Raw genomic sequence first — 26659 nt, forward strand, 5'->3', positions numbered from 1 at the left:
CTGCTCTACCGTGTGCCCGTGAAGAACTCGTTTCATCAAAAAATTGCCGTTCGCCACGAGACTGAACCTGTACACCAATTTGAATGATGATCTAGAACTGATCCTAAAACTTGAAATTGCTTTCTCAAACGTTGAGGAAAGCGGCTGCTCCAGAGGTTTTCGGACTGATTCTAAATAGTTCCCCTTGTCACGAGATTATAGATGACGTTTCGTAAGGAACTTTGGGGAATCAACTGGAAGCTCTTCTTCGGTCGAAACTACAGGGAAGAAGCTCCAAAGAGTCGGGTCAAGAAAGCGTAATTCTACGACAGATAGCAAGATCTCACTGCCCCGGACAGCTTTGAATGCGAGGCAGCAAACCGCAAACGTTGACTTGTTTCGCTGTGGAACTCGTTCAGCGAGGCGTCATACATAAGTGTGCGGACTACTTTTCCACATTCGTTTTACGATCAGCGAAATTTGTGACCACTTCGCCGACAAACTCTGTATCTGGAATCGTTGCGAGAAGATACGTATTCCGGCCATCTTCAACCTGAACGGTGAGCCCTTCAGACCGCCCGACTCTCTTGCCACCCTGAAGCGGTTTCAACTCGAATTGATGTTCGCCTGCTGGAAGTTCGACTCGAAGCACCTGAATCTGATCAGGCAAGAGGCCCCAACAACGTGTGTCTGCATTTTCAGCAGCTTCCCAGGCAATGCCGGCCACGGTCAAGGCTATATCAGCCACTGGGGAACTCTGGGCATTCACTTTGCTTTTCACAGCATAGGCTGCAGCCTTTTTCAACGTCCTGCGGACCACTGCTCTCGCCAGCACTTCGGATCGATTTGCTTCTGACTGCTGAACCGCAAATTCACTCACGTTTGTGATCGTCGCTGTTGTCCCAATGTCATCCCCATCGACGATGACCCCGACGTTCGAGATGACAGAACGCCCCGGTTTGACGACCGGTATTTTCACAGGAGCAATCGTTGGTGTAAGCGTTTGATCCAAAACATTACTGAGGATCTGATCAACGATCAGCATCGAAACTTGTGTCGGGATTTCATTCGCTTCCACTTTGTAGGGCCCGCGGCCAACAAGACAAAACAGATAGACAACTCCATTTCCTGGCTCAGAGTGCCGACCATGCCGCGCTCGCTGGAGGTCGTCTTTGCCATCTCGAAACCCTTCTTCCCAGCTCACAACTTTCAACCGGGAACGTTCGATGTCGTCATAATTGGAATGCCGTTCTTCGGTCATTGCAGCGTGGATGTATGGCCCCAAGGCAATCCGTTTGAAGTCCAGCTCCGCTTCGTTGGGATGGCGCTTCTGCTCCATTTTAGCAATGATTTGATTCTGCTTTTCATCAACTTGAAGAGCATAAGCCCCAGCGTCATCACCGCCGTTCATCAAGTTGGAAATTGCTAAAAACGTCCGCACGAGCACCTTCTCATAGTCCTCGCCGGACCAGGAGACACTTTGATCATCCCGAATCATGGAAAGAGCCTGTTCACCTGCATCTTTCTGTTCGAGGTGGTCAAGCCGATCTCGCACCTGTCGCAAGGTTTGCTCTGCACGATCGGGCTGGCCGGATGTCAGCTCAACGATTGCTCGATCGAGTTTGAGAGCATCTGACTCTTTGGTCTCCTTCGCAAGTAGCTGATCAATTGTCTTCGCAGACTTCTCGAGATGACCGGAGTAATAGTCGTCTCGGATTCCTTCCAGCTGATGAGCATGCGTCGCGCAGCCAGACAGGCCTACCAGCAACACAAAAGTCACGGCTATCGCACTTGTTCGCACGCTGTCATGAAGGTCAGTTTGACGAAAGATCAACATACTGATCGCTGCTTAGAGGAGAGACGTGGGCGGCGACATTTCAATATTGAGCAAGTCCGTTGAGAATTCACTCTCACCGCAACAGTCGGATCAACCACAGAGAAACCGCCCGAACGCTGCACAACATCTACATAAGAGATTTTTTGTACATCTTCCGGAGAGTCGCTGACTCTTTTGTGAATTCACCGGTGTTGATGTCCACCATTTCCAGTGTCAGCAAGTAATCTCGTTGATACTTCTTGTTGTCACGCGTCGTGCCAGATGTAATCTTCGCAAACAACATGTAGTCGAATGGCTGATTCATCTTCTGCATGGTCTGCGTGAAGAGTTGCTGATTTTTTGGCATGAACAGGTCGTCCGGACGCAATCGTGCATCGCGTAACCCCGCATCGACATAACGTCGACTGATCGAGCCAAAGAGCTCCGAATTGGAAAGCAAAGTATCGATATGTTCGTAGATCTGTTCTTTGAAGTCGCCAATTTCCTCGGCACTGCGGTTTTCGACTCCAATAAAGCAGATCCGTTTTTTACCGGACGGCATACCTACAGCTGAAGCTTGCTGGATCTCCTGAATCTGCCGACCAGTCAAGCGACTGACCGCTTCATCAATCAGTGGTTTCCAGGTCTCCGCGCCTGCTTCATGGCTGGCTATTGCATCTGCATCAGTCGGATCAAGAACCGTCGCTTTTTGTGTTCCTCGACAACCAAAGGTTGAAGTGAACAAAACGATTGATGATGTAGAAAGAAAGTTTCGCCGATCCATGGCAATTCCGTATCGTGAGTCATTCGAACAGGCCGCATTCCAGTATCGAACCGCGAATGCTAAAACCTTATCGAAAACTACCCCATACCAGATTGAATTGAACCGTTGACATGGAGCTCTGGCGGCACTATCCGCCGAAGAGACGGCAGGATGCGCAAACCTGAGAATCTTGATAGGAAAGAGAGCCCGCTCCCCTCTGCGGTTTCTCAATATCAATTGTGCTGCAATTAATTCAAGTTTTAGATTTTCACCAACTGCCGTAGATCTTGCGATTTCGTCAACGGAATTTTCCCAGGCGAGCAGGTGATTCGCAGGCGTTATTTACAGGTTTATTTTTCCTGACTGACTTGCTTGTACTCGTTGACGACCTTCCCGTGAACGTCATGATGTCGAAACGCGATCACCGGGCTGCCTTCCTCTTTGAGAACATTCACAGACAGAAAGCCCCCCTTGACGCGGTGGAACGGTTGAATCTCAAAATCCTGTCCGGGAGTCCCGCCAGCATGCTGGTCACTCGCAGGCCCGCATGAGAACTCTTTCAGTTTTGTCTTGGGGTCGATCGAGTAATATTGCCAGTGTCGATCTCCACAACAGACAAAGAAGTTGTCCAACTTATGTTCTGCTGTCCAATCACGAAACAGATTCCCTTCGTAAGCAAAAACTTCGTTCGCATGATTGTCTTTCTTGCCACTGCGATCCGGGCCAACGATTGGAGTTGGGCTGACGAGAACTTTGAAATCGGCATCACTTTCAAGGATCGACTTCATTAACCACTCTCTCTGCTCTTTCCCCCAGATCGTTTTCTCTGGTCCGTCAGGACTGTTGTTTGGCGAGCGATACAAACGCCCTTCGACCATCCAGATCTGCAACCCTTTCCCATAGCGAACAGTGCGGTGAGTCGGTTGCGTCCCCAAAGGAACTTGCTCACGAAATGTGGCATAGCCTTGCTCGAATGTCAGAGGCAGCATGAACTTTGGGTTCTTTGTCGGCCAGCAATCGTCGCTCAACGCATCATGATCATCGACCTCCCAGTAACCTGGTATCGTCTGATGGAATTCAATGTGACGTGGCAGCGAGTACATGCGATGCCAGTGATAGCGAGCCAATTCAAGAGTGTGGGCGCGGGGAGTTTCGTTATCGTAATAAACGGTGTCTCCCGTCGGGACGATGAAATCTACTCCAACTTTCTTCATGGCTGGATAAATGTGAAACCCCTCCCGATGGTCCAGATCTTTGTACATTTGCCCTGTGACGACAGCGAACGAGGCATCCTGCCATTGATCTGCTTCTACCGGAGTGCTGAAGGAACCCGCCGCCGTCGCAGTGATGGTCGCACCCTCAGCATCTTTCGCATCAACCCGCAGGAAATACTTCGTTCCCGGGCTCAACTCATTGATTTCGAACTGGTGGACAAAATCTCCAGAAGCCTTCGCTGCCACCCACTTTGTGACGTTTGCATCTTCGAATGAATCGCTGGTTGACCAGGAGAGCCTGAGCAATCCGGAAGCGCCGGTGATCTCCCCTTCCAGGTCCTGCACCGGAATTTCCGAAATCTCGTTCTTTCGACTCTTTGATCGCAACGGCGGTGAGACAATCCCGTCCCAATTGCGTTCTTTCGTTTTCGTAATACGGGTCCACACGACAGCTGAGTTCTGCGTCACCTCGCCAACACGTAGCCCCATTCCCAACTCAGCGGCAACCGAGACATCTGCTTCCATACTCCCGACAATCAAGAGAACCAGTGTAATGAAACCACGAAGACCAAGCATTTGACGCCTCACAAGCAACAGAAAGAGAGTTTGAAACTTGACTTTATGAAGTTTCTTCCCAGATGTGAAACTGAATGAGGAGCAACTCCCATGGCCGTCGAAATTCTTATCCCAGACACTTTTCGCATTATTCGCATTACTTGTTGTCAAAAACATTGCAATGGTTATACTACGAGGAGCAGGGACGGATAAAATCGTCAGGTGAAGCAGATGTCACGCGATCAATCAGATCATGAATTTCTCAGCGTGTTGCAGCGACAGTCGCCCGCAACAGTGCAGAGCATGTGCGATGCCATCGGCGTGACTGCGACCGCTGTTCGTCAAAAACTGATGCGATTCCAGGCTGAAGGTTTTGTGAGTCGAAAAGTCTCACGACAGGATCGCGGCCGCCCGTGCCACACGTATCATCTTACAGAGTCTGGTCTTAAAGAGCTCGGAGACGATCACGCAGAGATCGCAGCCATCCTGTGGCGGCAATTGATGTTGATCGAGAATCCAGAAGTTCGACAGTCTGTTTTAAACGGGGTTCAAGCAGCACTTGTTGAACGATTTGGTGATTTCACTTACGGAACAAGCCTCGCCAGCCGGTTACAGTTATTAACGTCCAAAATGGCTGAGCAAGGTTTTGATTTAGAATATGAAGCCGGAGAAACCCCTTCAGACCTGCTGATCCTGCGAGAGCACAACTGTCCGTATCATGAACTGGCTGCAGAAGATGCGTCAATTTGCGACCTCGAACAATCGGTCTTTTCGGAACTTCTGGGAGTCCCGGTTGAGTTATCGTCGTGCCGATTAGACGGCCATCAATGCTGCGAATTTCAAGTCGGCTGACCGGTCACCTTAGTGTCCAACGAAAAGTGTGTGAAAAGTCGTTATTATTCAGTGTTGAATGTCACCAGTTTTGAGAGTTCATTTTCGAGAGTTGTTTTCGTCACAAAGACTCTCTACTAATGATTTTGAGTTCGATTCTCCGGGGTGTGGACCGGTCGAAGATTACAAATGACGACAGCTGGCACATGCAACGTGCCTGCAGCAGGCTTCCAGGAAGTAAATTATGACGTGGATTGAAGGCAAATTTGAAGAAAATGTCATCACGACAACACTTGAACAGGCAATGAACTGGGCGAAGCAGTCTAGTGTTTGGCCAATGACGTTCGGTTTGGCGTGTTGTGCGATTGAAATGATGGCCACAGGAGCCAGCCGCTACGACATCGATCGTTTCGGAGCAGGTGCGTTTCGTGCCACGCCTCGACAGGCAGACCTGATGATCGTCGCTGGCACAGTGACGCACAAAATGGCATCACGCGTTCGTCGACTTTACGAACAGATGCCCGATCCCAAGTATGTGATTGCCATGGGTGCCTGCACCGTTGGTGGTGGTCCTTACTTCAAACATGGTTACCACGTTGTCAAAGGTGTTGACCTCGTCGTTCCTGTCGACGTTTACGTCCCAGGCTGCCCTCCTCGACCAGAAGCTCTGCTCGAAGGGGTGATGCGAATTCAAGACAAAATCCGCATGAAGCGGATCACAAAAGGAAACGGGGACACACTCCCGATTCCTCACCACACTGGCTACGTCAAAGAACCAGAAATCATTCTGGCCTAAGACTGCGAACAAGACTCCTGAAATCGTTTCGACTCCATCGAACATCGAGAACTTTTTCAAGTTTTGTGAGAGCCAACTCACCCTGATGCAGCCTGTGACACTCCCTGAATGTCACGCTACTCAGAATGTTAGATGACTAAGGATGTCACACGACCACGAATGTTACCCGTCAAGAAAATGTGAAGTTGCAAAGAAAAAGGAAGCGTCAGTTCAGGTCACCTGATTGAGAGACGAAGACTCAAGAATAGAAAATGAAACTCTATTCAAGAGCATCGCAGCCTGAAGAATCGACGCTGAAACACATTCATCACAATGAGTTGCGAGGAAATTCGCGCAGAACGCGCTCAGCAAATCGCACTGCCCAGTGCAGGCGTTTGATGCACAGATTTTTCTGTCGTTCCTACCACTCCTAATTCCCAGTTCCGAACTTATGTCTACTTTGAAAATTGAAAACCTGCACGTTTCCGTTGGCGAGACCGAGATCCTCAAAGGGGTCAATCTCGAACTCAACAAAGGAGAGGTCCACGCACTCATGGGCCCCAATGGCTCTGGCAAAAGCACCTTGGCCTACACGCTGGTTGGTCATCCAAAGTACGAAGTGACTCAAGGTTCAATCACAATTGATGGCCAGGACATCAACGAGCTTGATCCTGCCGAGCGTGCCAGACTCGGACTGTTCCTCGCCTTCCAATACCCCGTCACAATCCCAGGTGTCAAAGTTGCAGACTTCCTGCGACACGCCATCAGCAATGTTCGTAACCCTGACCGCAAGGAAGGTGAAGAACTCATGCCGATGCGAGAGTTCCGTAAAGAACTCCGCTCCACAATGGAAGAATTGAATATCGACGCCGAGTTTGCTCGCCGATACCTGAATGATGGATTCTCCGGTGGTGAGAAAAAGCGAATGGAAATTCTCCAACTCGCAATGCTCAAACCGAAGTTTGCAATCCTCGATGAAACCGATTCCGGCCTCGATAGCGATGCCGTTCGCGTCGTCAGCGAAGGTCTCAATAAACTCTCTGGACCGCACATGGGCGTGTTGATCATCACACACCACGAGCGACTTCTGGAATACAACGTCCCACAATTCACACACGTCATGTTGGCTGGACGTATTGTTGAAACAGGCGATGCCTCACTCGCTCGTGAACTTCACAACAACGGATACGCTGGCGTCCGAGAACGTTACCCGGATGCTGCCGCTGAAGAAGAAGCAGCCAAAGGAGCACCGGCAACCGCCTAAAACTGATGAGTCACCGACTGCCATGAAGGGTTTCCTCAGTGCCTGAGAAGCCAGGTTCAGGTTCCCGAAGCAATGATCCGGAACCCACAATTTGGCCAACAAACGTCATTATCAGCAAACACCTTCCTGGATTTTCCTGCGAGATCAAAGCATTTCGCAATCGCCCAGAGGTTCCATTGTCAGTCAGGCTACTTGCCTGAGACTGATTTGTCACAACTGAAATTCACTCACTTTAGCAATCCCGACTTTCAATCGGAGAAAGCAGATATGGCTACTACAGACGCACTTCAAAACGAAGCAACGGATACCGAAAAAGCACACGTTGCAATCGGTGATTATCAATACGGATTTCACGATCCAACTGACCAGTACTCGTTCACCTCACAACGAGGTCTAAACCGAGAGATCGTTGCCCAGATTTCAGAGATGAAGGGTGAACCAGGCTGGATGCGTGACTTCCGCCTGAAATCCTACGACATCTTTGAATCCAAGCCGATGCCGAACTGGGGCGGGGATATGTCTGAAATGGATTTTCAGAACATCTTCTATTACGTCAAAGCCAGTGATCGTCAGGAGAAGTCCTGGGACGACGTCCCCGAAGACATTCGCAAAACATACGATCGCCTCGGGATTCCCGAAGCAGAAAAGAAATACCTCGCCGGAGTGAAAGCTCAGTACGAATCGGAAGTGGTTTACGGTTCTCTTCAGGAAGACCTCGCCAAGCAAGGTGTCCTTTTCACTGATACCGACACCGCTCTGAAAGAACATCCGGAAATCTTCAAAGAGCACTTCGGTACAATCATTCCACCGAGCGATAACAAGTTCGCTGCGTTGAACTCCGCAGTCTGGTCGGGCGGTTCGTTTATCTATGTTCCACCGGGAGTGAATATCGAATTCCCGCTGCAAGCCTACTTCCGCATCAACACGCAGAACATGGGACAGTTCGAACGGACACTCATCATTGTCGACGAAGGGGCCAGCGTCCATTACGTCGAAGGATGTACCGCACCAACTTACAGCTCGGATTCGCTTCACTCAGCTGTTGTCGAAATCCTTGTGAAAAGAAAAGGCCGCTGTCGATACACAACAATTCAGAACTGGTCGAACAACGTCTACAACCTCGTCACCAAACGTGCGATGGCTTATGGCGATTCGCTCATGGAATGGATCGACGGAAACCTCGGCTCGAAGCTGACGATGAAGTACCCCGCAATCTACCTGATGGAACCAGGTGCCCGCGGCGAAACATTGTCAATTGCTTTCGCAAGCAAGGGACAGCACCAAGATGCCGGAGCCAAAATGGTTCACTGTGCATCAAACACATCAAGCCGGATCATCTCGAAGTCCATCAGTAAAGATGGCGGACGGAGCAGCTATCGTGGATTGGCGAAAGTCGTCAAAGGTGCCACGAACTGCCGAAGCAACGTTGTGTGCGACGCCCTGATCCTTGACTCAGATAGCCGAAGCGACACCTACCCCTACATCGAAGTCGAAGAAGACGATGTCGCGATGGAACACGAAGCATCTGTTTCGAAGATTGCTGAAGAACAGTTGCTCTATCTGATGAGCCGCGGCCTGACGGAAGCAGAAGCATCTGCAATGGTCGTGACAGGTTTCATCGAGCCACTCGTCAAAGAACTTCCTATGGAATACGCAGTCGAAATGAACCGACTCATCGAACTCCAAATGGAAGGAAGCGTTGGATAAGTTCATCTCGTCCAAAGCCATCGAGCAACAGTTAAAAAACTGATAAAGCCCTGCCGAATTCGGCAGGGCTTTTTTTGTCTACCTGCTCGACCTCAAATCCTGAAGTCATCCCAATATCAATCTTGAACTTCTGTCTGGAAAAACTCTTCAGCCTCAAACAAAATACGAATACCGTAATTTGAATCAGATCACTCCGGCACAACGTCTTGACCTGATACACTTCGAGTGAACTGAACATCAGAGTTTTGCGCGGTTCTCGTCCTAGAGCATCTTTCGAATTGGTTTGCAGGTTCTGCCTCGTGGCGAACAGTATTTTTACTAGAGAAATGCGTTCTTCACGGGCACACGGTAGAGCAAACTGCTCTAAGAAACGAATTTCGTCGACTCAAGGGTCTGGTGCTCACAGGGAAAACCGCGAAGATGAATTCAACAACGCGCTTAAAGGCGCTGCGATGAATCCATGCTTCTCCATCACGGAATTCAATAAACCGAGGCTTCCATGGACAGCAATTCAAAAAGCACTCGCCGTCAGCTACTTGGCATGGGAGTCCCGGTGCTCGCTGCCGCCGCACTGGCTCCACATCAACAGAGTTCAGCAGATGACTCGCGAGTCCGTGAAGGCTCTCCAGAAAAGGCCAAGAAAAAACTGTGGCCGGAAGAACGAAAAATCATCGAGCGTAAATGGCTGGATCTGCTCGGAGACTTTCCCAAAGAGATTCCGGACCTACGGGTTGAAATGAAGGAAGTCGCCAAAGAAGAAGGCATCACGAGATACCACGTCAGCTTTCAGTCCGAGCCTGACGACCGAGTCACCGCCTGGTTACTCGTTCCAGATGCCGCCCGAAAGAAACCGACACCAGCGATCATCTGTCTTCACAGCACCACTTGGGGTTCTGGAAAAGATCAGGTGATTGGATTATCTGGTAAACGTCCGATCGATCCGCCACCAGATCCGAAAGCGGGGCGGGACTACGGACGAACCCATGCACAACATGGCTTCATCACACTGAGCATCGACACGATCACGGACGGCGAGCGGATCGAGCCAAAGCGAAGAGTGATGGACACTCGAGTCTTCTACGAGAAGCATCCCGAATGGTCCATTGTGGGAAAAAACACCTGGGACTGCATGCGGAGTGTCGACTTTCTACAGACTCTCGATTTTGTCGACCACGCACAAATCGGAATCACCGGCCTTTCGATGGGTGGGCATCTGGCGCTGTTCGCGGCAGCCTTCGAACCTCGAATCACAGCGACTGTCAGCAATGGCGGAGTGCTTGACTGGTACCGCCATGCCAGTGCATGGTCGCGAGTCCCACCGAATGATAACTGGCGTCCTTGGGAAGAAGGCGTTGACGCTCCGACCAGCAGCAAAGAACTGGAACGACGATTCGGCTTCAAATCAAACAGCGGCCCATTCATCTACATCAAGAAATTCCGGCCGTACATCGAGGATCAAAATTTACCGTTGCCGGTCGACTTCGATGACCTCATGGCGATGATCGCGCCACGACCGCAACTGATCATCTCCACGGAACAGGAACTCTACCGGCATAAGTTCTTTGAGAAAGTCCCAAAGGTTCTGGACGTCTATGTGAACTGGCGCGACACCCCTGGCCTGCCAAGTGTTTTAAAAGCCCGACAAGATCGACTCGGATTTGAAGAAACTCTGGAGTACTACGAAACTCAGCACAGAATGAGCGAATCGAAGATCGTAAAACAGTTCAGCGAATTCGGAGCCGGTGACTGCTTCAGCTGGTTCTCATTCCCCGGCGGCCACGGACTCCCCGGAGTCGCACGCCGCATGAGCCTTGCCTGGTTCGACCGCTGGCTAGGCCGAACACTCCATTAACCGCCCCAACACAACATGCCTCCACTTGCCTTAGAGCTTGTGTCTGTGGAGAAAGCGCTTCAATAAGAACCAATCCGGGAGATTGTGGAATGGTCAATTTCCTCAGTCTTGATGAAAGTCCAGTGTCGATGAAAGAGTGGGGCGAAATGCTGTACTACTCCACCCCACTCTTCTCTCTGATCTCTCGCTCAGCAACTTCTTGATGAAGTTTTGCAGTCACGTTTCTCGCGAGCTTGGCGTGTTAACCTACGTCGCCAAAGCACGATCCCGCCACACATCAAAAGAAGTGTCATTGATGCAGGCTCTGGAACTGGACTTGAAGCTGGAGTGGTCGTGGTTGTGATTTGAAAATTATTGAACGTAAACCCGAGCCCCCGAGGGTCATTCTCATTGACCTGGCTTAAACGAAATCCCAAGTTGCCACCAATTGCCAATGTTGAATTGAATAACGACGTGACATCAAAACTCAATTGGCTTCCTGGGCCAGTCCCTCCAGTGCTAAATTGCCCTAGGATGGGTGCGACAGGCGTTTGAAAATCGATGACATCTGGGGCGCCGTTTACTCCAGTGACAAACGGTTCAATCTGAATATCGAAGACCTGGTTTTGTGGTCCCGGTATCGAAGTCATTTGATTCCTAATCACATCAAATGTGAGTTCCGCTTCGTCGACCGCTCCGCTTGTAGTCGAAAGAAACTCAGCAAATCCACGAACATCGGGAACCCCACCAATCGGAAGATTGCCGACCTCAGCAATCGATACTGTTGTCACTGCGGCGCCCGAGTTGACTCCATTGCTGGGGTTCCGAACAGAAAACGTTGCATCCGAGTCGAACACAGAAATCACAGGGTCTGGCGATGAATCTCCACCACCGTCTCCACCACCGTCTCCGCCACCGTCTCCGCCACCGTCATCAATCGTCGCGTTCCGCAGTTCGAGGTTATCGACACCGACAGAGTAATCCGGCCGAATGAACCTCAGCTCGGCGCTTAAGAATTGGTCATGCTCGACACTTAAGGTTTGTATCGCTCCATTTCCGCCAAACCCAGCGGTCGTCGAAACGACGCTTGAAGTAAAATCCGAATTAGCAAAACCGCTCAGAACAACTTCTGTCCCTTCATAATCCAGCAAATCCAGAGAGAATTTGTCAACAGGCTGCGCGAACTGAAAGCGAAACGTGCCATTCGCATTGAGGTAACCACTGTTTTCATCTGTCAAAAAGAAATTTCCAACCGAAGCCTGGTTATAAACGCCATCTGCCCCATTCCCATAGAAGGCTGTCGGCTGGCCGCCTTTTCTTGCAATGTACGCCCCCGGACTTCCGGATGTTGAAATCTGAACGGAGTTGTCCCCAGAACTGATAGGCAGGCCTGTAATCGGCTGGCGATCAAAAAAACCACTTTCAAATGTGATCACACCAGCTTGCCCATCTTGTTGAGACCAGAGCGTGCTTCCAAGACATGCAAAGAACAACACAAACATTTTTAGCCGGGATCTTGCCCGATGGTGCGAACAGGAATCGTGGAAGCTTCCCGCAACTCCGCTCGCTGAAGACTTGGTTTGTGGTTTGGAGTTCAGTGAGAAAAAATTGAAAAACATAAGATGCCCATTTTCATTTTTGAAAGTGATCGGGTACGTGTGGAGGCTCTACAGAAATGATTGTCATTCACTGAAAGACAATCATTCGTTGAGTTTTATGGATAGAACTGATCCTGAAACTTGAAATTGCTCTCTCAAACGTTGAGAGAAGCGGCTATTCCAGAGGTTTTCGGACTGGTTCTAGAAAGAAAGTGGATGATCCTTCTCATTGGTGAGGAGTGCCCAGCAGTCGGAATGACGAAACAACAAGGTCTTCCCAACGGAAATTGCTGCAAGTTCACCGAGTGCCGACCTGCGTCAGTTCTTTTCAAGAAATCTGGATGCAATCAAGCGTCGCCTTCGTCGAGCGATGACGATCATTCCGGTAGAAGCGAGGCAAAGGAGTGCGAAGGAACTTGGCTCCGGGACGGCGCTTTCTATTGTGGCTGAAAGAGTGTGTCCATCCGGGATCAGACCTGATGGTCCGGGAGCTGGGCTTGTGATGAACTGGTAGCGATGGTCGCTTCTGCTGTGTCCTGGTTCGTTATAACCACTTACAGCCGTTGTTGGAAAAATCGGAGGAGGGGTTGGGTCGCCGGAAAAGGAAAAAGTATCCGAGGGAAGGTTGTAAATGTAGTAGATGCCAATTAACACTTCGTTGACGACCGCACGGAAAGTAAAAGTGACTTGGTCAAACTCGGGATTCCCTAAGTTTCCCCCACTTCGGAAATTGTCGTAGATAAAAATTGGGACATGAGGAGCGTCGAAAGTCTCACCATCGATCGTGATCGTTCCGTCAAAACCACTGATACCCCCGATTCTGTTTCCGGGAACCTGAGACAAGACTCTCTGGGGATCGTCATTCACCTTAACTTCAAGTTCAAAGGGAAGCCCCGGATAGGGAGTAAGTCCGAAACCAGCCGGGTCATGATCTGGTGCAATACTGGGGACGTACAAATGCCCGGTGCCGGAATAGGTGATAATGGCTGCCTCGGAATGAGCGGAGGAGAGCAACCACACACAGCCGATTAAGAATGCTGCCAGGTTTCGAAATTGAATGATCATCGTTGAAATTACCATTTGGAATAGTCAGTCCGATGATCTGCGCAATACAATGAAACCAGCAAACCCACGGGCGCGCAGACCGTATGCCCGAGGGTGCTGGACCGGCTGGTGAGGACTGAGTTTGGCGACTGGGCCTCACCGGTCGGATTTCAAGTTGTCGCTGATACACTTAACCTTCTACGACGCGCGATTACAGACAGCCCCAACATGCCTAAGCCTAAGATTGACAAAAGGATTGAACTCGGTTCAGGAACTGAAGATCCAATACTGTCATCTCGGAGTCTGAAGTCATGAATCGAGCTATACTCAGTCCATCCCGTGGTGGCAAGGAATGAAAGATCGACTCCGTCCACACCAGTTTTGTAGCTCCAAAACCAATCGTCGTTGTTGTCGACCGAGGTATCATTATAAATCGAGAGGACATATCGACCTGCAGTCAGAGCAATCGGCGTGATGTTTGCTGAATAGCTGAAGATGTCAGACGAATACGAGCCGAGTGAAAAATCTTCTCCTGAGTCAGTTCGATTAACGTTGTTGCCGACGTTGATTGTCGTCAACGGAAAGCCTCCAGGATTCGCTCCTGAGAAGTCATAGATGCGAACCGAGAAGTTATCGACCGCTTGTGGAGTGTTGTCTGCCCAATAGATCCCAGACCATTCGATGGACCTTAAAGTGGAATCGGCACTGAGGACAAAGTCATCCCCACTGAAAACACTTGGCGAACTCAGGTCTGACCTCCGCGCCTGATCTCCATCCGACGGAGAGACGCCGTTGTCATAAATGATGCCAGCCATCAGCGAACTACCCGGAAAAATGCTGACGACTAACAGCATCGTAAGTTTGATGCTGCTGAAAAAAAAACGACAATTCACCTTAGAGCTCCTTTCCTTTGACGACGAATCGCAACACATCCCAGTGCGCACAGCCCGAGCAGCAAAATCGATGATGGTTCCGGAACTGAGGAGGTCGAAATAAATGCGTTTGCGTTGTAGCGACCTGAAGCATCGGACGCCGGGAAATTCAAACCCGGGCCATTGATATAGCCCGACCTCGGAGCCACTGGCCCAACCGCGGGATCAAATGGACCGACGAAACCATTGAAGATATATCGATCTCCAAAAACTTGTGTTCCGATGCGATATTTCTGATTGGCATTTAAAGTGACAGGAGTGATATCAACCATTCTCCACTGTCCAATTAACTCAGCGACTGTCCCGGCCGGGACAGTCGCTGAAGTGACCAGTCCACCTGTCCATGTCCAAATTGCGACTTCATGACTGGCTAATAATCCGTCGGCATTGTGGTCATAAAATCCGAGTTTCGAAATGACGACATCATTTGAACCGACGAGAATATTCAGGGAAGTCGTTTGATGAATGTTGGTAACACCATTAGATCCTCCACTGAAAGACTGGATCACCAGTCCTGCAGAGCCAGAAACGGGCGCGAACACACCACAAATCACCGTCAACACAACGCAAAATATAGAAAAACGCATCAATTTCACCTGGTTATTTTGTCCCGGTTCCGAGGCGAAAAACCTAATGCCCCAATCACTAATGCGATTAGCAGGCTTTGTTTGTCCGGAGAAATCTGGAAGAAAAGCAGGTATTGCTGAGAATATCCTCAAGATTGCCTGAGAGACTGAGCCCTGACAAGTTTGTATCTGGCGAGAACCATCTCAAAACATTCGCTCTGACACGATCACCGCATCCTTTAGAGCCGTTTGCTCTACCGTTTGCCCGTGAAGAACACATTTCTCTAGGAAAAATGCTGTTTGCCACGAGGCAGAACCTGCAAACCAATTCGAAAGATGCTTTAAGCGACCGGTTGAACAGCATTGAGCCGGTGGGCAGCTTCGGCGTACGACTTCATTGAGGCGAGTTGCTTGCGAAGCCTTGAAAGCGGTCTTCACTGGAACAACAAGCGTTGAAAATGCCTGTCGCAGTCTCGAATTCGTGTTCGGACTTGTCGGGAACAGCTATTTCACTGGTGAAACACGTTCGACACAGGAACGCTGCACAGCAAACTGCTCCAGAAACTGCAGTTCAAGCGGAATACGTTGCGCAGGAGTGAGAGGTTTCCCAGAGTTTGACTTCTACGACTGGTAAGCCTTTGCGTTGGGCTTGTTCGAAAATGAGCCTGGCGATGTTCTCAGCTGTCGGGTTGGTATCGATGATATAGAGTGCTTCACCCATCTCCTGAAGCGTGGGCAGGACGGGATCATGCTCGCAAAGAATCATCCGATGATCCAGATTGTCTTCGATCCAGCAGCGAATTTTCTTTTTAACATCGGTGAAGTCGATGAGCATGCCTCGGTCATCGAGTTCCATCCCTTCCAGGACAAGCACGGCTTTCCCGTTGTGTCCATGCAAGTGCCGACACTTGCCATCATAGTTCAGCAAACGATGACCGTAACAGAATTCGATTTCCTGGGTGACGCGATACATTCGAGAGAGCCGTTAGTCGTAGAACAACAAACATCCATTGTAGACATCGAGACACGCCGCGAAAATGATCGTGCCGACGACTTCATCAAGAGTTTACTAGATTCACTACAAGAAGAGTACAGGCTGCCACCATGAGAGGCATCAATCTCAGGTCTCTGAATTGAGGGAGAGTACTTGAGAGACAGGAAAACGCTGCACAGCACGAGACAGATCACTTAGACTCTTCCCGAAAATGCCATGTTCAGGCTTTTCAACGCTGAGAAGCATCAAAGCTCAGGAACTTCGGCATCGTTGAATACGCCGGGTTCGGAAACCCGGCGTACCTGGTCCTGGAATGTGGAACGATCTCTGATTCAAATTGCCTGACAGTAAAGCCAGTCACCGACTCGAAGCTTCCTGCGTGACAATTCATGTTTGATAGAGTTCTACGATTTGCTCTCGGCGTACTCTGCGAGGAATCGCAAGAACCTGAGCCGTGCTTTGTGTTCTTGGTGTTCTGTGTCGACCCGGAACTGCTTCTGCCGTTTTTCGGAGATTTCTGGCGACCAGTGAGCGCGGATCATGCGGCACTCTTCTTCGATTTGCTCGGGAGTGGGATTGATAGCAGCGTCTTTGATTCGATTGATGTGAGGCATCTCAAAGTCATCCTGATAAAGGGATTTACGAGCCGTTCATCGAGAACAAATGTCGGGTGGTCTTCATTCCATGGCACGCCAGTGAGCATGCACAATGAATGAAGAGAGATGACATCCGAAGCTCGAAAGAGCTGGCTCTAACTAAACCTGACCAAGGAATCGAAGTGCCGGTTAAGGACAACGATTCCGTAAAGGTTTGCAGCAAGGCAAGGGGAATGCATTCTGCAACTCCCAATCTTTAGGTCATCATTTCGGAGTCGGCGGATTTTTCTGGTGTTCCGTTTCAAAAAAACAACAATTCGTCACGAGCGTCTCATTCCACCCGACCTCACTCACCAACTTGTAGGAATTGAATCGATTTTGCGACTTGTTGCAGCAGCTTGATATGACAGTCCTCTTTCGAATTGTTTATGATTATTGAATCTTTCCTCCCCCCGACAAAATCGATCTCACCTAGATAAAGAGTAAATTGTGAATCAAGAACAAATCGGCCCAGTACTTGGACGCATCCCCAGTGGAGTCCTCATCCTCACAGCTAGAAGCTCGGAAGATGACCAAACCGGAATGCTTGCCAGTTGGGTCCAGCAGGCATCGTTTGAACCTCCCATGGTGACAGTCGCTGTCAACACGAAACGGTATCTCAACGATTGGCTGAAAGAAGGTGTTCCGGTCGCCTTAAGCCTCGTCGGAGAGGCTCAAAAGAAGCTGATGGGACATTTCGGAAAAGGTTTTGAACCGGGCGAGCCAGCCTTTGAAGGGCTTGCCACGGAAGAGACTCCAGCTGGCTTAACAGTTTTGAGTGACGCTTTGGGCTGGATGGAAGGGACTGTTCGGAGTTCATTACAAAGTGGCGACCACACGGTCTATCTTGTTGAAATCACTTCGGGAAAACCGAGCGAGGAGATCGCGACCGGTAAGCCTTACGTTCACATCCGCAAGAATGGATTTGGCTATTGATCGCCAATCTGGCTCTCACTGAGAAGTTTGCAAAATCATCGGGGCGAGAGACTTCATAACCTGGTCTCTCCATATTGATTTGTATTCGGGTGCGCCGGTCGATCTGTAATTGCTCAATCTGAAGCAAATAATCTCGCCATCGAAGCGAATATGACTCTGGAACATGAACCACCGAAGCCCACAGGTGGCAGAGTCGCTGAGTCGGCGGGCAGAATGAGCAGTTCTTCAAGCGGCCCTTCGACCTCGGAGAGGAGTCCACACATTTACGGAATGTTGCAAAAACGAAACGAACGTTTCAACTGCAACACGCACGTTGAATTCAGTCAACACGCCACGACTTTGGCGGTGTTAATTTTTACTGACTGGGTACTCTGCAACATGTTACCTCTTTTGGGTTTGCGTAATTTTTGCGTGGTTTGAAAAAAACACTATTGTGAACAGGCATGAGCTTTGCCAGATTGAAGCATCATGATTAAGTTCTCCTCAAAATCACTCCCGTTCTCAGAACGCATTTACATTGCGTTCCGAATTGCCTTCCTCGAAACCCAAGAGCGATTGGCGTTGGCCGAGCAATTAGAGCTCGAATCGCATCGCACGTTTGGGTATCTGACGCATGTCCCTTTCTTGAAAGGGGTCCCGGCACAAGTGCAACTCGACCTGTTGCTCGACCTGTGGGACAAGCATCTTTCGAAAGAGACTTTTTCCGCCACGTATCTCGACGAAGCAATTGTCTACGCAGTGTGTGAAACAGCTGCCAATCTGATCCGGAGCGAACCCAAACATGCTCAGCGATGCATCGAATCGGGACCGTTAAAAAGTGGCGCGACCATCAACCACGCATTCGCTGAAGAGCTTCAACAACTTCACCTCGATTATGCTGGGGATGGCCATTATCTTTTGCTCAGCCAGTTCCAGGACTTACCTCCTGAAGCAGCGAACAAGCACAAGGATCAGTACGGGATCATCGCTGAAAAAGCCGATAGTCTCTTTGACGCTCTATCTCGCTGGAACGTTCGCCCGGGCTACGAAGAGCGTGCCTGCGGTTTGCTGACAGATGAAGAGGTTGAGCAACTCAGTTCGATGATCGACTTCACGCGTCTTGCTGGCAAAATGAAAAATGGTTCGTAAGGTTAAAATCATTAGATCGACCTGCCTCAAATTTTCGTTTTCTCACTTGAGACAGACTCTCAACCGATCAAAGACTGCTAATTCGAAATTGACACCAGGTAACCTGAGTGGTACTCTAAGTAGCGACTCGAAAACCTGAATTTGAGTTCTCAAACATTGAGAAAACCCTTCGCGACACAGGTTCTTGATGGGGTTCTAAGATCTTGTCTTATCCCCCGGGTTACTAATTTCGAACTTAAAAGTTTCTAAACTTTCACTTCATCGTCAATATTCATTGCGACTTCATATTAAACTCAAAGCATCCTTCAATTGAGATTCGGTTGTGAATCAACAACGAATCATCATCAGAATTTCAAATCCTTGGGGTTGGTTTCATCCCGTGGAATTCATAAAATTCTGAGTGAGATCTTCGGGTCGGATTGAAATCCCTCTCCGGACATCTCTGTGTTGAAGGATTTTCTTAGAGCCTGAGAAACTAATTTCAGGCTTTCGGATTTGCTTTAGAGTTTTTGAATCGATTTCAGCTAAGGTTGGATCAGCATGCTGCAAGCGGAATTACGTGTCCTATCTGGAAAACATGCCGGCAGCACAATCCCGTTACCAGTTGGGAAATTTTTGATTGGTCGAGAAGAAGATTGCCATCTTCGGCCCAATAGTGACTTGGTGAGCCGTCATCACTGTGTCTTTACGCTCGATGAATACGGATTACGATTTCGTGACTTGGGCAGCACAAACGGTTCGTTCGTCAACAGAGAACAGATTCGTGGAGCTGTTGTCCTGAATCCGGGCGATGCAGTCTCTGTCGGGAAACTTGAGTTTCAAGTGATCCTCGGTGATCCGATCACTGATGAAACACGGACAAACCTCGCCAACGATATGCCGACGGAAATCATCTCTCCCACAGGTGAACCGAGTGGCGCTCCCGCTGACGCCGATTCCTCATCGAGTTCAGAATTCGAGACGGCTCCCGACCAAACTCTTCATGACTCAGAGCTCAACGAAGCTTCTGCTTCTGACACTCTCATCAATATTCCAACTCAACCTATGCCCGCGGAAGGCCAAAGTTTTCCTCCAGCCGGGGATACGCAATTCTACCCTCAGCCAGGTGGAATGCCGCCACAAATGCCTGTCGGATATCCTCCACAAATGGGTTATCCGCAAGGGATGATGCCATACGGCTATCCGGGATATCCGCAGCAAATGGGTTACCCACCACAGCAAATGGGTTATCCCCCAAACATGTACCCGCAGCAGCAATACCCGCCTCAGCAACCGGGACAGCCAGGACAACCTGAAGCAGTCCTACCACAAGAAGGTGCAGCTGCCGACTCGGGAGCAGAGTTGGCTTTTCGCTTGCCAGACCCCTCTGAAACGGGTGTCAAAGCTCCGCCCCCAGCCCCACCTGCTGCCGAAGGTGAAGCTGAAAAGGAAGACGGACGAACTGCCGATCAAAAGGCAAAAGAAGAAGCTCCCAGCGCGGCAGCTGATGCCATCCAACAGTACCTGCAGCGCCGCCCCAAAACCAACGGATAACGCCAAGGTCATCGGTAGAGCAGTTTGCTCTACCGTGAGCCCGTGAAGAACGCATTTCATCATGCTTCTCCACCCGTAATGCTTGCTCCATGACTGGGCATCTCGGCGACTGAATCCTTACTGCTTTCGCACGACGATCGAAGGTGAATGTCCTGAGGGACAGTTACTGTCATGCCCCTCAGGCGATCAGAAATCGGCGACAGTCTCTCTCAAGCTTCTTTATCAAGCTCTTCGAAGACAGCTCTCATGAGCAGTGGCCAGACTGCAGTGGCGTCGCAATGGACTTCGGCGTAACGCCCACCTTCACTCGGTGCAACGAACTTCCCCCAGCTGACGCCTTCGGAGTAAGTACATCCAGACAGACCTCCCCAATGAACCGGTTCCGGACAGATGCGGACTGCGTACTGGAAACGTGGAGGCTGAAACGTCGTTCCAACCCGGTCATTAGTGATGTCGATGTAAGGCGCGACCTGCTGAGCCCAGTTTCGTGGGACTCCTCCTCCAATTGTGAAGATCCCCAGCTTTTTGGCTTTGCCCGCCAGGCGTGCATATTCCTGAAGATCAAAGAACGGATTGAATGGAGGAATCGCCTGAAGAGCTTCATCGTGGGTCAGTTCAGCGATGTTTCTGCCAGCGAGGGCCTTCCTCATCGCCCAGGTTGAGACATCCAAACCGACTTCACTGTCTGTGAACGCCGGAATGAAGACCGGGACATCCTGTTGAAAGGCGCTCTTCAGGATGCCTCTTCCTTCTCCCACCTCATTCAATTTCCGCCCGATTTCGCGACAAAGGCGAGCGGAACTCCAGCAACCCTCCGGAGGATCGGTCTCTTCGAGGACCATTCGGATCAGTTTTTCGACATCATTCAAGTTCGATTCCATCTCCAATGTGTCGTAAACTCTGTTATACCCTTGGTTAAATAGAGTTTCATCATTTTTGGTGGGATCATATTGGTAATGTGCCAATCCGATCGATTCTGTGAGGCCATGAGCCATCAGGGCGCCGGTCGAGACAACTGCATCGACCAGCTTTCTGTCAATCATTTCACAGATGACGGTCCCCATCTTGGCGACGGTCATCGCTCCTGAAAGGGTCAAGACAACCTTACAATCCGGGTCTCGGGTCATCTCCAGAAAAACATCGAGCGCAGATCCGAGTTGTCGCCCAGCAAAAGCCGTCTTCGACATGCCTCGGAGCAAGTCCGCAAAGCTTGTGACCGAACCTAAGTCCAGTGACTCTAATGGGATAAGTCCGTCTGAACGTCCGTCGTGAAGTTCTCGATGAGACACGCTGCTTCCTTTTTAATTAAACGTCCGTTGATATTAATTCAGTGGGACGTGGTAAACTTTGCGGATTCTTGTGGTTTTAACTCATGTGCCAGTTATTAGATGACGATGTCAATTGTGTGTCTGAATGGATTCCTTTTCAAGGGTTCGTTCACACTCACTTTCGGAACAACTACTTGACAGTAAGTCGCTGTTGCACTTAAAGTTGAGTCATTCTCAATACTGCAACCTCGCGATGCTTGTCATCGGTTAGCCGGGAGTAGAGAGTCGTGACAAAGAAAGAAATCGTCAAGACAATCTCCGAAGAGTGTGGCCTGACTCAACTCAAAACAAAAGAAATCGTTCAGAAAACTTTCGAAGCGATTATCGATACGTTAGTTGCTGAAGGTCGCATTGAACTGCGGAACTTTGGTGTCTTTGAAGTGAAGAAGCGTGCTGCGCGTAAGGCACGTAATCCTCGCTCTGGAGATCGTGTTGATGTCCCTGAAAAATTTGTTGTGACATTCAAACCCGGTAAGGAGATGGAAGAACGGGTCTTGCAGATCCCGGTGGAGTCAGCTGAACCGCATCGCCCTGTTACGCAGGAAGATACGGGAATCTCATCACCTCCTCCGCAAGCAAGTCCACCTATTCGACCTTCCCCAACGCCAGAGTCACAAACACCTTCGGTTGGAATTCCGCCTTCACCGGCCTCACCAACACCCCACACTCCAGCGTCACCATATCCTCCTCCGGGAGGGCAGCCTTAGGATCACTCCAGCGATCCTGAGGTCATCAAGATAGATACTTGTTGCAGACTTTCTGCATATTCCATAGATGAAATCAGGATTGTCGTCAGCCCAACTGGGGTTGGCAGTCTCTCCACGTTGGTTCAAGAAGAATCTTCGAGGAGTCAAGGAGGATACCGATGCGGAAACTGTTGCTGCTGATCGTGTTAACGGCCACTCTGACGGTCTCGTCCGGCTGTGTAGTTCCTATCTGGTCGGCGACACCAGACGAACGCGTTCGCCAATTGATTTATCAATCAGAGAACTATCGACACGTTCCAAACATTTGGGATCGCATCTGGGGCTTCGACATGCCCGATTTGGCAACCCCGTTTAGAACACACGGCGGCGTAATCTAATAAGACGTTTGTGCTTCTCTGTTCGTGAAGAAAACTATTCATAAAATGAATGGCCCTTTCTCACGGGACAGCACACGTACATCATTTTCAAAACGGCTCAAGAACCAGTCCGTCTTTTCTGCCCCGTGAAGTAAGCCTTTCAGATGCTGAACGGCTCGCCTTCAGAGCATCTTTCGAATTGGTTTGCAGGTTCTGCCATGTGGCGAGCTGTCTATGAAGTCATGAAAGTGAGTTTCACAGGCACACGGTAGAGCAAACGGCCCTACTGTCAGAGAACCTTGCCGTCAGAGTAACAGCGTATTCAACAAAACCCCGTTCCGCGATTGATCGCAGGACGGGGTTTGTTGACGTTCCGTGCTTCAGATCGCCCCTTGTGAATCATTTCTACATAAGGGAATCACCTGCTGACTGGACCACATTCGAGACGTGATTCGGGCATCACTTATAAAGAATCTCGCCCATGTTGTTTTTGTAAGCTTCAACCCCAGGTTGACCATAGGGATTCGTCCCGACGAGGCGGCCTTCGATGGCAGTGGCGAGCATGAACAGTTGCAGTAACTGTCCCATGCCGTAGGCATCCAACTTTGGAAGCACCATGTCGGTCGTCGGCCGCTTTTCGTCAGCATAAGCCTTGTTGGTACCCTGAATAGCGGCTTGCAGAAGTTCCGGGATGGTCTTCCCTGCAATTCGGTTCAGCTGATCCTGATCGAGATCTTCGGCAACCTTTGGAATAGATATCGGCTCGCTGGCGAATTCGGAGATAGTCAGGTTGTTGATGACTCGATCTCGCTTCCCTTCCTGATGTTGTTGTCCACGGCTGTGCAGGTCACGCGTATTCACAACGGTCAACGGAGTGGCACCTCGTTCGTGTTTCCCAAGGCTTTCTGCCAGAAGTTGGTCGTACCAGAAGCCGGTTGCTTCGAGTCGATTTCCCCAGGTGGAGAGGACACGCATGTCCATGCCGTGGTCACGCTCTAAAAGATGGCACGCCGCCACGTAATCAAGAACCGGGTTTTCTCCGAGTGGCTTTGTGCGACACAACTCTGTGATATCGGCCGCTCCCCGAAGTATCGCGCGGATATCCATCCCGAGTACAGCAGCCGGCAACAGGCCAACCGCAGTGAAGACCGAAAACCTCCCTCCGACACCATCGGGAATGGGAAATACATGCTCGTAGCCCAATGCGTTCGACAAGTCTCTCAGTTTACCGGTCTCTCCCGTGACAGGGATGACAAGTTCCTGCGCGAGGTGAGATTGGTGTCCGTAGTATTCTCCCAACGCATCGCGAAACATCCGAAACGCGGCAGCTGTTTCCAGTGTTCCGCCCGACTTACTGATGACAACAATCCCCCAGCGTTCGGCAAGTTCCTGAGGACGCACGCACTGGGTTTTCAACATCTTCAGCAGCGACGACATCGTGTCATTGTCGAGGTTATTGCCTTCAAAATAGAGTCTGGGAACGTCACCGCGCTCACTGCGGGAGAGCTCGTTGTGATACGGATCGCACAACGCTTCAAACAAAGCTCGCAGCCCCATGTAAGACCCGCCAATCCCCAGAACGACGAGTCGATCAATCCTCGTGCGAAGTGAAGCCGCCGAAGATAAAATCTTATCCACCAGATGATCTTCGCCACCAAGCAATCGCTGCGGAAGATCAATGAAACCACTATCGAGTGGTTGCTTCTCTGCAGGGATCTCACCGCCTGAACGGAGCAAGTCCACGTCCGCAAACGTTTCATCTCGTGCGGCATGTAATTGGTCAGTGATCTCTGAGAGTTGATCACCGATCAGAAATTGTGAAGCGTTCGAGCAAAATTTGATGGGAGTGGTCATTGGCTTAGTATCTCGACAATGTGATGAGGTTTTCTGTTCGCCGGTGGGCCGCAGCACGCTTCAAGTATGTGTTTCCAGAACGAAATTAGGAATCGTATTCACATTCTGTCTCCTGGAGCTCAGCAATTTCGCTGCGAGAACCGCTTCCCCACGGGGACAGAATGCACAAAAAACGGACTAGAGCAGTTTGCTCTACCGTGTGCCCGTGAAGAACGCATTTCTCCAGTAAAAATGCTGTTCGCCACGAGGCAGAACCTGCAAACCAATTCGAAAGATGCTCTAAGCGGGGGGGGTAATCCCAAAGTCTTCAATCGTGAGGAGCGACTGCATATCGTAGCCTTTGCTCTTGAAGTTGGCGGCTCCCCCCTCCATGCGGTCGATAATTGTGAGAACCTGCTTCACTTCGCAGCCGAATTCTTCAGCTCGCTCAATCGCCAGCAGTGAGCTTCCCCCGGTGGTGACCACATCCTCGACGATGGCAACCTTCATTCCCGGTTCGACTGGTCCCTCGACGAATTTGTTTGTGCCGTGTCCTTTCGATTCTTTTCTTACGAGAAACCCGTTCAGGTCTTTCCCTTTGGCTGCCGCTGCGGAAAGGACCCCTGCGACGATCGGGTCCGCTCCGATGGACATTCCGCCAACGGCGTCGATCTCTTCCATGTCGAGAAGTTCGAGCAAACCTTCACTGACGAGCTGTAAGCCTCGTGAATGAAGAGTGATCTGTTTTCCATCAAGGTAATAAGTTGCTTTCTTTCCAGAGACGAGTGTGAAATCTCCAAATTTCAAAGCTCGTTCACGAAAGAGTTCCATCAAGGCGTTTTTGTCGTACATCTTCAATCTCTCCGGTGTTTCAAAAGACTCACTTTTTCCATGCTAACGGACGGCGATTGAATTGGAAGGAATCGAAGTGGACTCCCATCACAATTGTCCATTCTCTCAGAACTGCTTCCAGCCACTTCATTCTCAGCGGATTTTGTCCCAGATTTTGTAAATGTTACAGAGCTTTTCAACGCCCCTCGGCAATCGTCGATACGATCTTGACCCAAAATGCTATTTTTTTGTAAATCGGCTGTATCTCGAGTCCACAAACCCCTGTGAACTCGACTCAGATGTCAATTCGTAATTTCTCGCCCCACGGATGGAGTCGAAACCATGAGTGAACTGAATCACTCTTCTGAAGAAGTCCAGAACAATCCAACAACTGAATCGGTAACCATCGAAACGGCATTGCCACCTGCAGCTGCTCGCAGGTCCTGGAAAAGCTATTTGGCTGGCACCGTGGTTCTGTTGGTACTCGCTGCGGTTTGCTTGCAGTTTTTCCAAGCGAACCCGGCAGTCTCCCAAACCGATGGGACAGACGCCAACACTGGTCGAGTCACAATGAACGCTGCGACTCCGGGGAAAATCTTGGCGAAAGTCAACAACCAGGGGATCACTTATGATCTCGTCGCTCGTGAATGCGTCGCAAAATATGGCGAAGAAATCCTTGAAAGCATGGTCAACCGCCTGATCATCCAGCAGGAATGTGATCGCCTTGGCATCACCGTTTCACGTGGTGAAGTTGAAGCCGAAGTTGCGGAAACGGCAAAGAAATTCAACCTGCCACTCGATACCTGGTATCAAATGCTGAGTAGCGAACGAGGGTTAACGAAAGAGCAATACCAAAACGACATCATCTGGCCGATGCTGGCACTGAAAAAGCTGGCTGGCAAAGATACAGAAGTCACTGAAAGAGAAATGCAGGAAGGGTTTGAACGTGACTACGGTCCGCGCGTCAAAGCTCGGATGATTCTTGTTGAAGGAAACATTCGCCAGGCAAATCAAATCTGGGAGAAGTGCATGGCAACTCCCGATGATTTTGACCGCATCGCCCGCGAAAGTTCCGCAGATCCGAACTCACGACCATTAGGTGGTGTGATTCCTCCCATCCGAAAAAATGGTGTCGACAAAGCCATCGAAGAGGCTGCCTTCAAACTGCAACCAGGTGAGCTGTCGGGATTGATTCAAGTTTCCGAAGGTCGCTACGTCATTCTGAAATGCGAAGGCATGACCGAACCTGTCGTGGAAGACATCCGCGTTGTCTGGAATGATCTCTTGGCGCAACTGACAGAAGAGAAAACCCAAACATCCGTCGCCAAAGTCTTCGAAAAACTTCGCAAGGAAGCTCGAGTTGATAACTTCCTGACGAGAACCTCCACCGCTGGCCGCAATCCGATTCAGCAAACCGCTGGCTTCACGAACGGAGAAGCGGTGAAACCACAAGTTCAGCAAATCACGCGATAACAATTGAAAAGCTGAACGACATCCGTCAAC

Annotated in this window: 23 protein-coding genes; 11 read left to right on the plus strand and 12 right to left on the minus strand. The window is 50.1% G+C overall.

What is annotated here, in order from left to right; all coding sequences use genetic code 11:
* Nucleotides 1-424 precede the first annotated feature (424 nt).
* The 3 genes from ACN0YR_RS17675 to ACN0YR_RS17685 all read right to left on the minus strand — a co-directional run bounded on the left by ACN0YR_RS17675 (nucleotide 425) and on the right by ACN0YR_RS17685 (nucleotide 4348).
* Nucleotides 425-1816 (minus strand): hypothetical protein, encoded by a 1392-nt coding sequence (locus ACN0YR_RS17675; protein WP_417850561.1) that lies wholly within the window; start codon nucleotides 1814-1816, stop codon nucleotides 425-427.
* A 127-nt stretch (nucleotides 1817-1943) separates the two neighbouring features.
* The gene (locus ACN0YR_RS17680; protein WP_417850562.1) at nucleotides 1944-2579 is read right to left on the minus strand and encodes a penicillin-binding protein activator LpoB; all 636 of its coding nucleotides are present in this window, start codon (nucleotides 2577-2579) and stop codon (nucleotides 1944-1946) included.
* 329 nt (nucleotides 2580-2908) lie between these two features.
* On the minus strand, nucleotides 2909-4348 hold the full coding sequence (locus ACN0YR_RS17685) for an alkaline phosphatase D family protein (RefSeq protein ID WP_417850563.1): 1440 nt from the start codon (nucleotides 4346-4348) through the stop codon (nucleotides 2909-2911).
* A 210-nt stretch (nucleotides 4349-4558) separates the two neighbouring features.
* Here ACN0YR_RS17685 and ACN0YR_RS17690 point away from each other — a divergent pair, with 210 nt between their 5' ends.
* The 5 genes from ACN0YR_RS17690 to ACN0YR_RS17710 all read left to right on the plus strand — a co-directional run bounded on the left by ACN0YR_RS17690 (nucleotide 4559) and on the right by ACN0YR_RS17710 (nucleotide 10756).
* Entirely contained in the window at nucleotides 4559-5179 is a 621-nt protein-coding gene (locus ACN0YR_RS17690; protein ID WP_417850564.1) for a helix-turn-helix transcriptional regulator, read from the plus strand.
* Nucleotides 5180-5402: 223 nt separating this feature from the next.
* Complete coding sequence (locus ACN0YR_RS17695; protein WP_417850565.1) at nucleotides 5403-5954, plus strand: NADH-quinone oxidoreductase subunit B; 552 nt, start codon at nucleotides 5403-5405, stop codon at nucleotides 5952-5954.
* Between the two features lie 430 nt (nucleotides 5955-6384).
* Nucleotides 6385-7197 carry a Fe-S cluster assembly ATPase SufC gene (gene sufC / locus ACN0YR_RS17700; RefSeq protein ID WP_417850566.1) on the plus strand — a complete coding sequence of 271 codons (813 nt, stop codon included), beginning with the start codon at nucleotides 6385-6387 and terminating at the stop codon, nucleotides 7195-7197.
* A 267-nt stretch (nucleotides 7198-7464) separates the two neighbouring features.
* Nucleotides 7465-8904, plus strand: coding sequence for a Fe-S cluster assembly protein SufB (sufB, locus tag ACN0YR_RS17705; protein ID WP_417850567.1), 1440 nt, complete (start codon nucleotides 7465-7467; stop codon nucleotides 8902-8904).
* Nucleotides 8905-9403: 499 nt separating this feature from the next.
* Nucleotides 9404-10756, plus strand: a complete 1353-nt coding sequence (locus ACN0YR_RS17710; protein ID WP_417850568.1) for an acetylxylan esterase — start codon at nucleotides 9404-9406, stop codon at nucleotides 10754-10756.
* 188 nt (nucleotides 10757-10944) lie between these two features.
* Here ACN0YR_RS17710 and ACN0YR_RS17715 read toward each other — a convergent pair whose 3' ends face one another.
* From ACN0YR_RS17715 to ACN0YR_RS17740, 6 genes are all read right to left on the minus strand, one after another.
* Nucleotides 10945-12354 carry a hypothetical protein gene (locus tag ACN0YR_RS17715; protein WP_417850569.1) on the minus strand — a complete coding sequence of 470 codons (1410 nt, stop codon included), beginning with the start codon at nucleotides 12352-12354 and terminating at the stop codon, nucleotides 10945-10947.
* Nucleotides 12355-12651: 297 nt separating this feature from the next.
* Nucleotides 12652-13398 carry a PEP-CTERM sorting domain-containing protein gene (locus ACN0YR_RS17720; protein ID WP_417850570.1) on the minus strand — a complete coding sequence of 249 codons (747 nt, stop codon included), beginning with the start codon at nucleotides 13396-13398 and terminating at the stop codon, nucleotides 12652-12654.
* Nucleotides 13399-13547: 149 nt separating this feature from the next.
* The gene (locus tag ACN0YR_RS17725; protein WP_417850571.1) at nucleotides 13548-14270 is read right to left on the minus strand and encodes a PEP-CTERM sorting domain-containing protein; all 723 of its coding nucleotides are present in this window, start codon (nucleotides 14268-14270) and stop codon (nucleotides 13548-13550) included.
* On the minus strand, nucleotides 14267-14896 hold the full coding sequence (locus tag ACN0YR_RS17730) for a PEP-CTERM sorting domain-containing protein (RefSeq protein ID WP_417850572.1): 630 nt from the start codon (nucleotides 14894-14896) through the stop codon (nucleotides 14267-14269). Before ACN0YR_RS17730 ends, ACN0YR_RS17725 begins: the two co-directional genes overlap by 4 nt.
* Before the next feature lie 550 nt (nucleotides 14897-15446).
* The gene (locus ACN0YR_RS17735; RefSeq protein WP_417850573.1) at nucleotides 15447-15848 is read right to left on the minus strand and encodes a 6-pyruvoyl trahydropterin synthase family protein; all 402 of its coding nucleotides are present in this window, start codon (nucleotides 15846-15848) and stop codon (nucleotides 15447-15449) included.
* Between the two features lie 425 nt (nucleotides 15849-16273).
* Complete coding sequence (locus tag ACN0YR_RS17740) at nucleotides 16274-16483, minus strand: hypothetical protein (protein ID WP_417850574.1); 210 nt, start codon at nucleotides 16481-16483, stop codon at nucleotides 16274-16276.
* A 471-nt stretch (nucleotides 16484-16954) separates the two neighbouring features.
* Here ACN0YR_RS17740 and ACN0YR_RS17745 point away from each other — a divergent pair, with 471 nt between their 5' ends.
* The 3 genes from ACN0YR_RS17745 to ACN0YR_RS17755 all read left to right on the plus strand — a co-directional run bounded on the left by ACN0YR_RS17745 (nucleotide 16955) and on the right by ACN0YR_RS17755 (nucleotide 20101).
* A complete protein-coding gene (locus tag ACN0YR_RS17745) occupies nucleotides 16955-17440 on the plus strand; it encodes a flavin reductase family protein (RefSeq protein ID WP_417850575.1) in 486 nt (161 codons plus the stop codon).
* A 468-nt stretch (nucleotides 17441-17908) separates the two neighbouring features.
* Nucleotides 17909-18568: a hypothetical protein gene (locus tag ACN0YR_RS17750; protein WP_417850576.1), complete on the plus strand. Its 660-nt coding sequence runs from the start codon at nucleotides 17909-17911 to the stop codon at nucleotides 18566-18568.
* 540 nt (nucleotides 18569-19108) lie between these two features.
* On the plus strand, nucleotides 19109-20101 hold the full coding sequence (locus ACN0YR_RS17755) for an FHA domain-containing protein (RefSeq protein WP_417850577.1): 993 nt from the start codon (nucleotides 19109-19111) through the stop codon (nucleotides 20099-20101).
* Between the two features lie 209 nt (nucleotides 20102-20310).
* Here ACN0YR_RS17755 and ACN0YR_RS17760 read toward each other — a convergent pair whose 3' ends face one another.
* Nucleotides 20311-21390, minus strand: coding sequence for a deoxyhypusine synthase family protein (locus ACN0YR_RS17760; protein ID WP_417850578.1), 1080 nt, complete (start codon nucleotides 21388-21390; stop codon nucleotides 20311-20313).
* Nucleotides 21391-21656: 266 nt separating this feature from the next.
* Here ACN0YR_RS17760 and ACN0YR_RS17765 point away from each other — a divergent pair, with 266 nt between their 5' ends.
* Complete coding sequence (locus ACN0YR_RS17765; protein ID WP_417850579.1) at nucleotides 21657-22136, plus strand: HU family DNA-binding protein; 480 nt, start codon at nucleotides 21657-21659, stop codon at nucleotides 22134-22136.
* Between the two features lie 158 nt (nucleotides 22137-22294).
* Nucleotides 22295-22513, plus strand: a complete 219-nt coding sequence (locus tag ACN0YR_RS17770) for a hypothetical protein (RefSeq protein ID WP_417850580.1) — start codon at nucleotides 22295-22297, stop codon at nucleotides 22511-22513.
* A gap of 438 nt (nucleotides 22514-22951) precedes the next feature.
* On the opposite strand, the gene ACN0YR_RS17775 is transcribed toward ACN0YR_RS17770, so the two are convergent.
* Nucleotides 22952-24346 (minus strand): glucose-6-phosphate isomerase, encoded by a 1395-nt coding sequence (locus ACN0YR_RS17775; protein WP_417850581.1) that lies wholly within the window; start codon nucleotides 24344-24346, stop codon nucleotides 22952-22954.
* 279 nt (nucleotides 24347-24625) lie between these two features.
* Entirely contained in the window at nucleotides 24626-25177 is a 552-nt protein-coding gene (gene pyrE / locus ACN0YR_RS17780) for an orotate phosphoribosyltransferase (RefSeq protein ID WP_417850582.1), read from the minus strand.
* Between the two features lie 321 nt (nucleotides 25178-25498).
* On the opposite strand from pyrE, the gene ACN0YR_RS17785 reads away from it, so the two are divergent.
* Nucleotides 25499-26629 carry a peptidylprolyl isomerase gene (locus ACN0YR_RS17785; RefSeq protein WP_417850583.1) on the plus strand — a complete coding sequence of 377 codons (1131 nt, stop codon included), beginning with the start codon at nucleotides 25499-25501 and terminating at the stop codon, nucleotides 26627-26629.
* The last annotated feature ends 30 nt before the right edge of the window (nucleotides 26630-26659 follow it).

It is taken from the genome of Thalassoglobus sp., from assembly GCF_048270125.1.
GTDB lineage: Bacteria > Planctomycetota > Planctomycetia > Planctomycetales > Planctomycetaceae > Thalassoglobus.

What these genes read in the sequence shown, in the direction of transcription:
- ACN0YR_RS17675 (WP_417850561.1), bottom strand. Translation starts at nt 1,816, where the DNA reads ATGTTGATCTTTCGTCAAACTGACCTTCATGACAGCGTGCGAACAAGT.
- ACN0YR_RS17680 (WP_417850562.1), bottom strand. Translation starts at nt 2,579, where the DNA reads ATGGATCGGCGAAACTTTCTTTCTACATCATCAATCGTTTTGTTCACT.
- ACN0YR_RS17685 (WP_417850563.1), bottom strand. Translation starts at nt 4,348, where the DNA reads ATGCTTGGTCTTCGTGGTTTCATTACACTGGTTCTCTTGATTGTCGGG.
- ACN0YR_RS17690 (WP_417850564.1), top strand. Translation starts at nt 4,559, where the DNA reads ATGTCACGCGATCAATCAGATCATGAATTTCTCAGCGTGTTGCAGCGA.
- ACN0YR_RS17695 (WP_417850565.1), top strand. Translation starts at nt 5,403, where the DNA reads ATGACGTGGATTGAAGGCAAATTTGAAGAAAATGTCATCACGACAACA.
- sufC (WP_417850566.1), top strand. Translation starts at nt 6,385, where the DNA reads ATGTCTACTTTGAAAATTGAAAACCTGCACGTTTCCGTTGGCGAGACC.
- sufB (WP_417850567.1), top strand. Translation starts at nt 7,465, where the DNA reads ATGGCTACTACAGACGCACTTCAAAACGAAGCAACGGATACCGAAAAA.
- ACN0YR_RS17710 (WP_417850568.1), top strand. Translation starts at nt 9,404, where the DNA reads ATGGACAGCAATTCAAAAAGCACTCGCCGTCAGCTACTTGGCATGGGA.
- ACN0YR_RS17715 (WP_417850569.1), bottom strand. Translation starts at nt 12,354, where the DNA reads ATGTTTTTCAATTTTTTCTCACTGAACTCCAAACCACAAACCAAGTCT.
- ACN0YR_RS17720 (WP_417850570.1), bottom strand. Translation starts at nt 13,398, where the DNA reads ATGATCATTCAATTTCGAAACCTGGCAGCATTCTTAATCGGCTGTGTG.
- ACN0YR_RS17730 (WP_417850572.1), bottom strand. Translation starts at nt 14,896, where the DNA reads ATGCGTTTTTCTATATTTTGCGTTGTGTTGACGGTGATTTGTGGTGTG.
- ACN0YR_RS17735 (WP_417850573.1), bottom strand. Translation starts at nt 15,848, where the DNA reads ATGTATCGCGTCACCCAGGAAATCGAATTCTGTTACGGTCATCGTTTG.
- ACN0YR_RS17740 (WP_417850574.1), bottom strand. Translation starts at nt 16,483, where the DNA reads ATGCCTCACATCAATCGAATCAAAGACGCTGCTATCAATCCCACTCCC.
- ACN0YR_RS17750 (WP_417850576.1), top strand. Translation starts at nt 17,909, where the DNA reads ATGATTAAGTTCTCCTCAAAATCACTCCCGTTCTCAGAACGCATTTAC.
- ACN0YR_RS17755 (WP_417850577.1), top strand. Translation starts at nt 19,109, where the DNA reads ATGCTGCAAGCGGAATTACGTGTCCTATCTGGAAAACATGCCGGCAGC.
- ACN0YR_RS17770 (WP_417850580.1), top strand. Translation starts at nt 22,295, where the DNA reads ATGCGGAAACTGTTGCTGCTGATCGTGTTAACGGCCACTCTGACGGTC.
- ACN0YR_RS17775 (WP_417850581.1), bottom strand. Translation starts at nt 24,346, where the DNA reads ATGACCACTCCCATCAAATTTTGCTCGAACGCTTCACAATTTCTGATC.
- pyrE (WP_417850582.1), bottom strand. Translation starts at nt 25,177, where the DNA reads ATGTACGACAAAAACGCCTTGATGGAACTCTTTCGTGAACGAGCTTTG.
- ACN0YR_RS17785 (WP_417850583.1), top strand. Translation starts at nt 25,499, where the DNA reads ATGAGTGAACTGAATCACTCTTCTGAAGAAGTCCAGAACAATCCAACA.